Raw genomic sequence first — 12049 nt, 5'->3', positions numbered from 1 at the left:
GCTCTTGTTTTTGAAGTGATGCGGGCTCAGCCGCCGAGCGAGCCGGCGGTGATCCCGCCATCTGCCACGAACTCCGCGCCGGTGGAAAAGCGCGACTCGTCGCTGGCCAGGTAGACGATGAGGGGCGAGATCTCCTCGGGCTCGGCAAAGCGCTTGAGGCTGGAGGCATCGGGATCGCTGGGCTGGCCCTGGCGCAGGGCCGCGCTCTGGGCCGTGGCCACGGCGCCGGGGTGGACCGAGTTGACGCGGATGCGGCGCTCGGCCAGCTCCAGCGCCACCGACTTGGTCAGGCCGCGCACGCCCCATTTCGATGCGCCGTAGCCCGCCATGAAGGGGTAGGCGCTCAAGCCCGCCGTGGACGACACGTTGATGATGGACGCCGGCGCCGCCTCGGCCAGCGCGGGCACGCAGGCCTGGATGCCCAGGAACTGGCCGGTCAGGTTCACGGCCAGCGTGCGGTTCCACTGCTCCAGCGTGTAGTCCAGCACCGGTCCATAGGTCAGGATGCCCGCGTTGTTGACCAGCACGTTCAGCTTGCCAAAGCGCCCGAGGGTGGCGGCCACGGCCTGCTGCCACTGCGCGGGCTGGGTGATGTCCAGGTGCACATAGTGGGCGGCATCGCCCAGCTCCCGGGCCAGGGCCTGGCCGGGTTCGTCGGCGATGTCGGCGATCACCACCTGCGCGCCTTCGGCCACGCAGGCGCGGGCGTGCGAGGCGCCCATGCCCATGGAGCCGCCGGTGATGAGGGCAACCTTGCCGTGCAGGCGGCGGCTCATGCGGGAACTCCGGGAGTCGTTACTCCGGGAGTCGCCACTCCGGGAGCCGCTGCTCCGAGAGTCGTTACCGCAGCCTTCAGCTGTTCGCAGGCCTCGGCCAGCATGCCGGCGATGGCGGGCGAGGCGAGGCTGAAGCTGGCGAAGCCATGCGCCATGCCGGCGGCGCGGGTGAGCTGGGTGGGCACGCCCGCGTCGGCGAGGCGCCGGGCGAGCTGCTCGGCCTCGTCGCGCAGGATGTCCAGCTCGGCCGAGACGATGACGGCGGCGGGCAGGCCGCGCAGGTCTTCGGCCTGCAGCACCGAGGCCAGCGGTGATGCCGGCGTGGCCGGGTGGTAGTGGCGCCACATGGCGGCCATGCCGGCGCTGCTGAGCAGCGGCATGTCGCCGAACAAGCGGTAGGACTCGGTGTCGCCGCGCACGTCGCACACCGGGTACAGCAGCAGCTGGGCGCGGATGCCGTTCCAGCCGTCGGCGCGGGCGCGCAGGCTGGTGGCAACGGCCAGGTTGCCGCCCGCACTGTCGCCCGCCAGGCAGAGCTGGCTGGCGTCGGACTGCAGCTCGGCGGCATGGGCGGCCAGCCAGCGCGTGGCGGCGTAGCAGTCGTCCAGCGGCGCGGGAAACGGATGCTCCGGCGCGAGCCGGTAGGCCACCGAGCACACGTTGTAGCCGGTGAGCTGGGCGAGGTGGCGGCACAGGCCGTCGTGGGTGTCCAGCGTGCCGAAGCACCAGCCGCCGCCGTGGAAGAACACCAGCAGCGGCGCGGCCGGGTTGTCGGTGGGGCGGTACAGGCGGGCGGGAATGTCCGTGCTGCTGCCTGGCGCCGCCGGGATGGCGAGCGCGCGCACCTCGTGCATGGGCACGTCGGCCGGCAGGCCGGCCTGGTCCATCAGCGGTCGGATCTGGGCCATGGGCTGGCTCCAGTCCACGGGGGGCATGTCCTTGAAGAAGGCCAGCACGGCGGCGAGTTCGGGATGGATTTGCATGGTGGGAACTCCGAATCCGGCTCAGGCCGTGGCGTGGGCCGGGGCATGGGCCACGTAGTCTTCCCAGACCGGGGCGCGCATGGTTTCGCGGAAGTGCGACTGCGACCAGGGCCAGGTGGCGGGGATGCCGTTTTTGTCCAGGTACCAGCTGTTGCAGCCCGAGCCGAAGACCGAGCCCTGGGCCGCCTGGCGGCGGGCCTCGTCGTAGGCCGTCAGGGCCTCGGGGCGGGCGCTCAGGCCGGCGAGTTCCTGCTCGTCGATGCGCTGCAGCAGCTGGACGATGTAGCCCCACTGCATCTCGGCCGTGTCGATCAGCGAGAAGTTGCCCACCGGCGAGGTCGGGCCGTTGAGGAAGAACAGGTTGGGGAAGTTCGGCACCGAGATCGACTTGTAGGCCGTGGGCGCATTGGCCCAGGCCTGCTCCAGCGTGGTGCCATGCAGGCCGGTGACCTGCATGGGGCGCACGAAGCGGTCGGCCTTGAAGCCCGTGGCCAGCACGATGATGTCCAGCTCGTGCAGCTGGCCGTCGGCCGTGCGGATGCCGCCGGCCTCGACCTGGTCAATGCCTTCGGTGACGAGCTGGGCGTTGGGGTGCTGGATGGCGCGGTAGTAGTCGGGCGAGTAGATCAGGCGCTTGCAGCCGGCGCGGTAGTTGGGCGTGAGCTTGCGGCGCAGCTCGGGGTCGCTCACCGACTGGTCGAGGTTGTCCTGGCACAGCTTCTGGATCTCCAGGATCTCGGGCGAGTCCGGATCGAGCACGGCATTGGTGAAGCGCTCCACATTGGCCATGTAGGTCGGCTCGGTGTGCAGGTAGTGCAGCAGGTCGGGGTTGCTGCGGAACTCGGCGCGCTGCTCTTCGGTGAACAAGGGGTTCTCGATCGGGAAGATCCACTGCGCGGTGCGCTGGAAATGCCGCACCTGCGCACGGCTCGACAACGCCGAGACGAGCTGCACGCCGGTGGAGCCGTTGCCGACGATGGCGATGCGCTTGCCATCCAGCGGCACGCTGTGGTCCCAGCGCGCGCTGTGGATCACCTGGCCGCCGAACTGCTCCAGCCCGGGGATCGCGGCGTAGTGCGGGTGGTGCAGCACGCCGGTGGCGGCGATCACGGCGCGGGCCTGCAGGCGCTGGCCGTGCTGGTCCTTCAGCTCCCAATGGTCGCCGTGCCACTGGGCCTCGGTGATTTCGGTGTTGAAGCGAGTGTACGGTGCCAGGTCGTAGTCGCTGAAGACCTTGGTGAAATACGCCTGCACCTCGTTGCCGGGCGGCAGCACCCGCGACCATTCCGGGTTGTGCTCGAAGGAATAGGTGTAGGCGTGCGAGGGCACGTCGCAGGTCAGGCCCGGGTAGGTATTGTCCCGCCAGGTGCCGCCCTGGGTATGGGATTTCTCCAGGATCTGGAATGATTTTCCGAGTTTCTTCAGTTGAATGCCGGCCAGAATGCCGGACATGCCTGCGCCAATCACAATAACGTCGTACACCATCGCTTGCCTCCAATTGTTTGGGCTGGGAAATTTATAAACATCACGCAGGCCTATTTTCCCCGGAGGTGGCAAGTTATTGCAAAACTGTGTCCATGGCCAAAATATGTCAACCCATGGTTTTCATTTAGTCTCAACGGACTAGGCTCTATGGAGGTTGATGGATTATCTGTAATCTGTTTGGGTGTGCCGAGGCTGGACGATTATTTTGCCGATATGGATTATTGGCGGTGGATGGGATATTATTTTCTGCGGTTAAGGATAATGTGTCCATATTTTCATGAAAGGCAAAAATGCAGGTAGCAGTGATTACAGGTGCCGCGAGCGGCATTGGTGCAGGACTGGCCCGGGTGGCGGCGCAGCGCGGCTTCCAGGTGGTGCTGGCCGACCGTGACGAGGCCGGGCTGGCCCAGGTCGCCCGCGATATCGGCGAACAGGCGCTGGCCGTGGTGGTCGACGTCACCAGCGAGGACTCCATGAACGCGCTGGCCGAAAAGGCCTATGCGCGCTTCGGCCAGGTCGATCTGCTGTTCAACAACGCCGGCGTGCTGACCACGGGCCGCAGCTGGGAGATCAGCGCCGCGCAGTGGGAGCGTGCCTGGGGCGTGAACGTGAACGGCGTGCTCAACGGCCTGCGCGCCTTCGTGCCGCGCCTGCTGGCGGCCGGGCGCCCGGCGCGCATCGTCAACACCGCTTCGGTCGGCGGCTTTCTGCCCAGCCCGCTGATGGCGCCCTACAGCGCGACCAAGTTCGCCGTGGTGGCGCTGACCGAGTCGCTGGCCGGCGAACTGGCCGCGATGGAGCCGAGGATCGCGGTGTCGCTGCTGGCCCCCGGCCCGGTCAAGTCGCGCATCTTCCGCGAGGCGCCGCCGGATGCGGCCAGCGGCTTCCACGGGCAGATGACCGACCTGTTGGCCCAGCATGGCATGGACGGCGAGACCTTTGCGCGCCACGTGTTCGAGGCCATCGACCGCGGCGAGTACTGGATCGTGCCGCAGCCCGAGGCGCTGTATCCGCTGCTGGAGCGGCGCCAGGCCATGATTGCGGCCCGGGAGATGCCTACGGCGGTGTGGTGAGGCGGCTGCAGGCGATCTCTTTTGAGTCCTTTAGTGAGGTTGCTTGCAGGGGCCGGGATTTCGCCCCGGCGGGCGACCTACTTTTCTTGGTCGCCCAAGAAAAGTAGGCAAAAGAAGCGCGCCCTGCTGTCCGTGACCCCAGCGCCGCAGGCGCTGGGGCAACCTGTGATGCTCGGGCGCGGGGCCTGCTGCGGAACTCGACTGCGCGCGCCAGGGCGCGCTCCGCTCGGACAACCGCAGCAAGTCAGACCACGAAGCATGCGCGCTCCGACGCGCATGCGGCCCCGCGCCCTGTGCTTCTCGGCACGGCCAGAAGGGAACCCCAACAGCCACTCGGGCCATCGCTGCGCTCGGCCCCCAAGTGCAAGGCCGAGCGCAGCGACGGCCCGAATAACCCCCTTCTGTATGCGCCTGTGGCGGGGCGTTTGCGGGGTGGGCATGCGCGTCGGAGCGCGCATGCTTCGTCATCTGACTCGCCGGGGATGTTCGAACGGAGCGCCTTGGCGCGCAGTGAGTTCCACGGCGCACCCCGCAAACGTCACGCCACAGGTTGCCCCAACGCCCTGGCGTTGGGGTCGCAGACAGTCGGGGCGTGTTCTTTGCCTACTTTCTTGTACGCACAAGAAAGTAGGTCGCCCGCCGGGGCGAGTCCCGGCCTCAGAAATCAAAAAAGATAGCTACTAGCGCTCGATACAAAAGCGATTTAGAGAGAAAACACCCGAAATCATTGAACAGCAAGCGCCACCAGCTATCTTTTTGATAACAACAAAAAAGCCTGCCAGCACGCATGCCGGCAGGCCCAAGCCTTGGAACCAACTTTCAGGATCAGGCGGCGATCTTCTGCTTCTGCCGCTCGCGCACCATGGTCAGCGCCGTGTCCTCGATCATGTCCTCCTGGCCGCCGACCATGCCTCGGCGGCCCAGCTCCAGCAGCAGCTCGCGCGCGGGGATGCCGTACTTGGCCTCGGCGCGCTTGGCAAACAGCAGGAAGCTGCCGTACACGCCGGCGTAGCCCAGCGTGAGCGCGTCGCGGTCGATGCGGATCGGGAAGTCCATCAGCGGCACGACCAGGTCCTCGGCCACGTCCTGGATCTTGAACACATCCACGCCGGTCTCGATGCCCATGCGCGCGCACACGGCGATGAAGACTTCCATCGGCGTGTTGCCCGCGCCCGCGCCCAGGCCGGCGGCGGCGGCGTCGATGCGGTTGGCGCCCACCTCGATGGCGGCCAGCGAATTGGCGATGCCCATGGCCAGGTTGTGGTGGCCGTGGAAGCCCAGCTCGGTCTCGGGCTTGAGGGCCTGGCGCACGGCGGACAGGCGCTCCTTCACGCTGTCGGGCAGCAGGTAGCCGGCCGAGTCGGTGATGTAGATGCAGTTGGCGCCGTAGCTTTCCATCAGCTTGGCCTGCTTGACCAGGCCTTCGGCGCTGTTCATGTGGGCCATCATCAGAAAGCCCACGGTGTCCATGCCCATCTGGCGTGCCATGGAGATGTGCTGCTCGCTCACGTCGGCCTCGGTGCAGTGCGTGGCCACGCGGATGGTGGACACGCCCAGGCCGTGGGCCATCTTCAGGTGGTCCACGGTGCCGATGCCGGGCAGCAGCAGCGCCGAGACCTTGGCCTGCTTCATCAGCGGGATCACGGTGCCCAGGTACTCCTCGTCGCTGTGCGCGGGAAAGCCGTAGTTGACCGAGCTGCCGCCCAGGCCGTCGCCGTGGGTGACCTCGATCAGCGGGATGCCGGCGGCGTCGAGGCCGCAGGCCACGGACTTCATCTGCTCCAGCGTCATCAGGTGGCGCTTGGGGTGCATGCCGTCACGCAGCGTCATGTCGTGGACGGTGATCTTCTTGCCCTGGAGGGTCATGGTGGGCTCCTTGTGCTCAGGCGGTTTCTGCAACGGCGGGCTCGAAGCGGCCGGCCAGGATTTCTTCGGCGAACATCTCGGCCGTGCGCGCGGCGGCGGCGGTCATGATGTCCAGGTTGCCGGCGTACTTGGGCAGGTAGTCGCCCAGGCCCTCGACCTCCATGAAGATGGAGACGCGGTTGCCGTCGATCACCGGGCCGTTGACCAGCTTGTAGCCGGGCACGTACTTCTGCACTTCGCGGATCATGGCGTGCACCGAGGCCTCGATCTCGGCGGCCTTGGGAGGCTCCACCGTCAGGCAGTGGATGGTGTCGCGCATGATCAGCGGCGGCTCGGCCGGGTTGATGACGATGATGGCCTTGCCCTTTTGCGCGCCGCCGATCTTCTCGACCGCGCCCGAGGTGGTGCGGGTGAACTCGTCGATGTTCTTGCGCGTGCCCGGGCCGACCGAGCGGCTGGAGACCGTGGCCACGATCTCGCCGTAGCTCACGGCCTGCACGCGCGAGACGGCCGCCACCATGGGGATGGTGGCCTGGCCGCCGCAGGTGACCATGTTCACGTTCATGGCCTTCTCGGCCACTTTCTCGGCCAGGTTCACGCAGGGCACGCAGTAGGGGCCGATGGCCGCGGGCGTGAGGTCGATCATCAGCACGCCCAATTCATTGAGCTTGCGGCTGTTCTCGGCATGCACATAGGCGCTGGTGGCATCGAAGGCGATCTGGATGCCGTCTTCCTTGACGAAGGGCAGCAGGCCGTCCACGCCGTCGGCCGTGGTCTTGATGCCCATCTCGCGGGCGCGCTTCAAGCCATCGGATTCGGGGTCGATGCCCACCATCCATACGGGTTCGAGCAGCGGCGAGCGCTGCAGCTTCATCAGCAGGTCGGTGCCGATGTTGCCCGGCCCGATCAGTGCGCACTTGATCTTTTTTTGCGTCATGGTGTCTTACTCGGTGAATTGAATGGAACAGCTGCCCAGGCCGGTGATGGCCATCTCGAAACGGTCGCCGGCGGCTGCTGGCACCAGCGGGGCGAGGGAGCCGGACAGGATCACCTCGCCGGCCTTGAAGGGAATGCCGAAGGCGCCCAGGGTGTTGGCCAGCCAGGCCACGGCCTCGGCCGGGTGGCCCTGCACGGCGCTGCCCAGGCCCGAGCCGGCAGGCTCGCCGTTCTTGCTCATCTGCATGGCGGCGGCGGCCAGGTCCAGGCTGCGCGGATCGGTGTGCTGCTGGCCGATGACGAAGACGCCGCAGGAGGCGTTGTCGGCCACCGTGTCCTGGATGCGGATCTTCCAGTCGTTGATGCGCGAATCCACGATCTCGAAGCAGGGCGCGACCCAGGCGGTGGCTTCCAGCACGTCCTCGCGGGTCACGCCTGGGCCCTGCAGGTCCTTTCGGAGCATGAAGGCGATCTCGCCCTCGGCGCGCGGCTGGATCAGGCCGGCTTTTTTCAGCGATACCGTGGCGCCGTCCTCGAACTGCATGCTGTCGGTCAGGAAGCCGAAGTCCGGCTGGTGCACGTTCAGCATGTCCTGCACGGGCTTGGAGGTCACGCCGATCTTCTTGCCGATCACGCGCTCGCCCGCGGCTTCGCGCAGGCGCAGCATGTGCAGCGAGATGTGGTAGGCCTGCTCCACCGTCATCTCGGGGTGGTCGTCGGTCAGCGGCGCCAGGGTGCTGGCGCTGCGCAGCGCGTCGTACAGGCGCTGGCCCTGGGTCTGGATGAAACTTGCGTCGTTCATGGGTCAGCCGTTCTGGAGGAAGTCGATGCAGGTGCGGTTGAACATGCCGCGGTGCTCGACCTGCACCCAGTGGCCGCACTGGTTGACCAGCACCACGCGGCAGTTCTGGATGCCGCGCGCCAGCTTGTCGGCGCCGCCCACGGGGTTGAAGGCGTCCTGCATGCCCCAGAAGGCCAGCACCTTGCACTGCAGCTGCGGCAACTGCTCGGTGAGGTTGGGGATGTTCATGGGCGAGCGCGCGGCCTGGGTCTGCGTCTTGGCGATGGGCTCGCGCTCGTCGATGATCGCTTCGGTCAGCAGCGACTGGTCCACCACCTGCATGGACATCACGGCACGCATGGCCTCGCGGCCGGTCTTGCCTTCCTGGTAGATCTTGAACATGTTGGCGATGCCGGGCATGGCGAAGTAGACCGGCAGGTCCTCGACGCCGCCGGGCGCCATCAGGATCAGGTTCTTCACGTCGCCGGGGTGCTTGAGCGCATAGCCCAGCGCCACCGCGCCGCCCAGCGAGTTGCCCAGCAGCGTGATGTTCTTCAGGCCCAGCGCGTCCACCAGGCCCTTGACGCCGGCGATGAAGAAGTCCAGGTCGTACTGCTTGGGTTCCTCGGTCTTGGACGACAGGCCGAAGCCCAGCAGGTCGGGCACCAGGGTGCGGAAGCCCGCCTGCGCGAACTCGGGGTAGTTGCCCTTGAAGTTGCTGTAGCCGCTGGCGCCCGTGCCCGCGCCGTGCAGGAAGATCACCGCGTCGCCGCTGCCCTGCTCGTGGTAGTGCACGCGCTGGGGCTGGCCGGCCACGGGGGCGATGTCCACATATTTGCCTTCGGGGATGGAGGTGGTGCTCATCTGGTTTTTAAGTGGTTGGAGTGGATGGGTGGGTGGGGCGGCCTGCTTCAGGCCTTGGCCTGCCAGAGCTTGGGCAGGCCGGGGTCGGTGGCGGCGATGCTCTTCTTGAGCAGGTTGCGCAGCGTGGCGGCTTCCATCTCGCCAAGGCTGCCGATCAGGTCGCTCTCCACGGCCTTGGCCGCGGCCAGCACGTGCAGGATGGCCTCGTTGCCCTGGGGCGTGAGCTGCAGCGACTCGGGCTGCTGCGGGCATTCCTGCACCCAGCCTTTGCGGATCAGCGACTGCAGCGCCACGGTGCCGATGTCCGTGCCGGTGTAGGCCATGTGCGCGGCGATCTCGGTGGGCGACTGCGGCTGGCGGATGCTCAGCAGCGACAGCACGTAGAAGTCGGCGTCCGTCATGCCGAAGCGCGCCATGGGTTGGCGCAGCCCGTGCAGGAACTGGAAGTGCGCGCGGCCCATCAGGTAGCCGACCAGGTTCTCGGAGTAGGCGGTGTCGGTGTCGGCGGCCGGCTCGGTGGCGATGGCGGCCGACTTGCGCGAGGCCAGCGCGTAGCCGCCGGTCACATACAGCAGCGGCGGGTGCGGGTTGGTGTCGTAGCCGGTGACTTCGCCGACGAAGATGATGTGGTCGCCGCCGTCGTACTGGAAGGCGGTCTTGCACTGGAAGCGCGCCGTGCAGTCGGGCAGCAGCGGCGCGTGCTGCTCGTGCGAGTCCAGCGCCAGGCCGGCGAACTTGTCCTCGCCGGCGCGGGCGAAGCGGTTGGACAGGGCTTCCTGCTCGTTCGAGAGGATGTGCACGTTCCAGGTCTGGGCGGCCTGGAACACGGGCAGGCTGCGAGCGTTCTTGGCCAGGCTCCACAGCACCATCGGCGGCTCCAGCGACACCGAGTTGAAGCTGTTGGCCGTGATGCCCACGGGCTCGCCATCGGCGGCGCGCGTGGTGACGATGGTGACCCCGGTGCCGAACATGCCGAGCGCGCGGCGGAAGTCCTTGGGGTCGTAGGTGGCGGCGGTACTTTGCATGGGTGCTTGTCTCCTGGGTGGCAAGAGTGCTTGCAGCCGCGCTTTGCGGAATCCTTCACATGGACTATCCGGGGCGAAAAAGATCTTCGGGGTTGGCATGGTTATGAAAATTGATAGCTGGTTGCGCTGGATGTGTATTGGTTTTTGGTTGATTTTTATTTGTAATGCTTATGTGGAGAGCGCTGGCAGCTATCAGTTTTGATGTTGGTGGTTTGTTTATTTACAGAGGCCGGGATTTCGCCCCGGCGGGCGACCTACTTTTCTTGGTCGCCCAAGAAAAGTAGGCAAAAGAAGGGCGCCCTGCTGTCCGTGACCCCAGCGCCGCAGGCGCTGGGGCAACCTGCGATGCTCGGGCGCGGGGCCTGCTGCGGAACTCGACTCCGCGCGCCGGGGCGCGCTCCGCTCGGACAACCGCAGCAAGTCAGTCCACGAAGCATGCGCGCTCCGACGCGCATGCGGCCCCGCGCCCTGTGCTTCTCGGCACGGACAGAAGGGAACCCAAGAACAGCCACACGGGCCATCGCGTTGCTCGGCCCCAAAGTGCAAGGCCTAGCGCAGCGACGGCCCGAATAACCCCCTTCTGTATGCGCCTGTGGCGTGGCGTTTGCGGGGTGGGCATGCGCGTCGGAGCGCGCATGCTTCGTGGACTGACTCGCCGCGGTTGTCCGAACGGAGCGCCTTCGGCGCGAAGAGAGTTCTGCGGCGCACCCCGCAAACGTCACGCCACAGGTTGCCCCAACGCAAGGCGTTGGGGTCGCAGACAGTCGGGGCGTTTTCTTTGCCTACTTTCTTGTACGCACAAGAAAGTAGGTCGCCCGCCGGGGCGAGTCCCGGCCTCTGTCAATAAAAAGAACCCCTTCCCAAATCTCCCGCCGCGCCAGCAGATGCGGAAAAACTGGTTAGTCCCATCGGACGATGAATGCGTTTTTGCATGGTGAGAGCATCCGGTTCCACAGGCACGAGGCCTTGCCCACCCCACACAAGCCGCCCGGTGGAGCGGCATCCGGAGACTTGCATGAAAGCCATGACCGACAACTACCTCACCCCCGATGCCCTGGACGTGATCGAGCGTGCCAAGGCCCTGGCTCCACGCCTGGCCGAGCGCGCCCAGCAGGCCGACCGCGATGGCCGCATCAGCGACGAGACCATTGCCGAGATGGCCGAGGCCGGCCTGTTCCGCGTGCTCCAGCCCAAGCGCTGGGGCGGCTACGAGATGGACCCGCGCGTGTTCTACACCGTGCAGATGGAGCTGGCCAAGGGCTGCATGTCCACCGCCTGGGTCTACGGCGTGGTCGGCGTGCACCCCTGGCAGCTGGGGCTGTTCCCGGCGCAGGCGCAGCAGGACGTCTGGGGCCAGGACTCGGGCGTGCGCATCGCCTCGACCTACATGCCCACGGGCAAGGCCGAGCCGGTGGAAGGCGGCTTCAAGTTCAGCGGCCGCTGGGGCTTCTCGAGCGGCTCCAAGCACTGCGACTGGCTGTTCCTGGGCGGCCTGCTGCCCATGCGCGGCGGCAAGCCCGGCTTCGAGCATGTGACCTTCCTGGTGCCCAAGTCCGACTACCGCATCGAGGACAACTGGGACGTGCTGGGCCTGCGCGCCACCGGCAGCCATGACATCGTGGTGGAGAACGCCTTCATCCCCGCCCACCGCATCCAGTACACCAACGACCACAGCGACGAAGGCTGCCCCGGCCGCGCCGAGAACACCAGCTGGCTGTACCGCATTCCCTTCACCCATGTGTTCCAGCGCGCGGTGTCCACCGCCGCGCTGGGCGCGCTCGAAGGCGCGATCGAGGCCTTCACCAAGCGCGCCACGGCCCACGTGGGCAAGCACGGCAACAAGACGGCCGAGGACGTGAACGCCCAGACCGCGGTGACCGAGGCGACCATCGCCGTGGACCAGCTCAAGCTGGTGCTGTTCCGCAACTACGCGCGCATCGTCGACGCCGCCAAGACCGGCGTGCAGCTGTCGCTGGAAGAGCGCCTGCTGCAGCGCGCCCAGGCATCCTACGTGCCCAAGCTCGCGGGCCAGCACGCCAACGAGCTGCTGCGCGCCTGCGCCGGCAGTGGCCTGTACCGCAACAACCCGATCGAGCGCGCGTTCCGCGACATCCACCAGTCGCGCGGCCACATCGCCAACAACACCGACGCCTATGTGCGCGCCTACGGCTCGCACGTGCTGGGCCTGCCCAACCAGGAACCCTTCGTCTGATCGCGCCGGCAGGCGTTGTCCATTCATCCACATAACGAAGATCTCGGG

The 12049-nt window shown here is 66.9% G+C and carries 10 protein-coding genes; 2 read left to right on the top strand and 8 right to left on the bottom strand.

Annotated features, from left to right (window positions below; all coding sequences use genetic code 11):
- Positions 1–26: 26 nt before the first annotated feature.
- Genes ACYVKR_RS09140 through ACYVKR_RS09130 form a run of 3 tightly spaced genes read right to left on the bottom strand, consistent with a single transcriptional unit; the run spans position 27 to position 3244 of the window.
- Positions 27–776, bottom strand: a complete 750-nt coding sequence (locus ACYVKR_RS09140) for a Rossmann-fold NAD(P)-binding domain-containing protein (protein ID WP_460480495.1) — start codon at positions 774–776, stop codon at positions 27–29.
- On the bottom strand, positions 773–1759 hold the full coding sequence (locus ACYVKR_RS09135; RefSeq protein ID WP_460480494.1) for an alpha/beta hydrolase: 987 nt from the start codon (positions 1757–1759) through the stop codon (positions 773–775). Before ACYVKR_RS09135 ends, ACYVKR_RS09140 begins: the two co-directional genes overlap by 4 nt.
- A 21-nt stretch (positions 1760–1780) precedes the next feature.
- On the bottom strand, positions 1781–3244 hold the full coding sequence (locus ACYVKR_RS09130) for a flavin-containing monooxygenase (RefSeq protein WP_460480493.1): 1464 nt from the start codon (positions 3242–3244) through the stop codon (positions 1781–1783).
- Positions 3245–3534: 290 nt separating this feature from the next.
- On the opposite strand from ACYVKR_RS09130, the gene ACYVKR_RS09125 reads away from it, so the two are divergent.
- Entirely contained in the window at positions 3535–4317 is a 783-nt protein-coding gene (locus tag ACYVKR_RS09125; protein ID WP_460480492.1) for an SDR family oxidoreductase, read from the top strand.
- Between the two features lie 825 nt (positions 4318–5142).
- On the opposite strand, the gene tesG is transcribed toward ACYVKR_RS09125, so the two are convergent.
- Genes tesG through ACYVKR_RS09100 form a run of 5 tightly spaced genes read right to left on the bottom strand, consistent with a single transcriptional unit; the run spans position 5143 to position 9789 of the window.
- Positions 5143–6183: a 4-hydroxy-2-oxovalerate aldolase gene (tesG, locus tag ACYVKR_RS09120; RefSeq protein WP_460480491.1), complete on the bottom strand. Its 1041-nt coding sequence runs from the start codon at positions 6181–6183 to the stop codon at positions 5143–5145.
- A 16-nt stretch (positions 6184–6199) separates the two neighbouring features.
- Positions 6200–7120, bottom strand: coding sequence for an acetylating acetaldehyde dehydrogenase (tesF, locus tag ACYVKR_RS09115; RefSeq protein ID WP_460480490.1), 921 nt, complete (start codon positions 7118–7120; stop codon positions 6200–6202).
- A gap of 6 nt (positions 7121–7126) precedes the next feature.
- Positions 7127–7921 (bottom strand): FAA hydrolase family protein, encoded by a 795-nt coding sequence (locus ACYVKR_RS09110; RefSeq protein WP_460480489.1) that lies wholly within the window; start codon positions 7919–7921, stop codon positions 7127–7129.
- Positions 7922–7924: 3 nt separating this feature from the next.
- Complete coding sequence (locus ACYVKR_RS09105) at positions 7925–8764, bottom strand: alpha/beta fold hydrolase (RefSeq protein ID WP_460480488.1); 840 nt, start codon at positions 8762–8764, stop codon at positions 7925–7927.
- A 47-nt stretch (positions 8765–8811) separates the two neighbouring features.
- Positions 8812–9789 (bottom strand): flavin reductase, encoded by a 978-nt coding sequence (locus ACYVKR_RS09100; RefSeq protein WP_460480487.1) that lies wholly within the window; start codon positions 9787–9789, stop codon positions 8812–8814.
- A gap of 1024 nt (positions 9790–10813) precedes the next feature.
- Here ACYVKR_RS09100 and ACYVKR_RS09095 point away from each other — a divergent pair.
- A complete protein-coding gene (locus ACYVKR_RS09095; RefSeq protein WP_460480684.1) occupies positions 10814–12001 on the top strand; it encodes an acyl-CoA dehydrogenase family protein in 1188 nt (395 codons plus the stop codon).
- The last annotated feature ends 48 nt before the right edge of the window (positions 12002–12049 follow it).

The organism is Comamonas humi, assembly GCF_054782535.1.
This window is presented reverse-complemented; position numbering and strand designations above follow the sequence as displayed.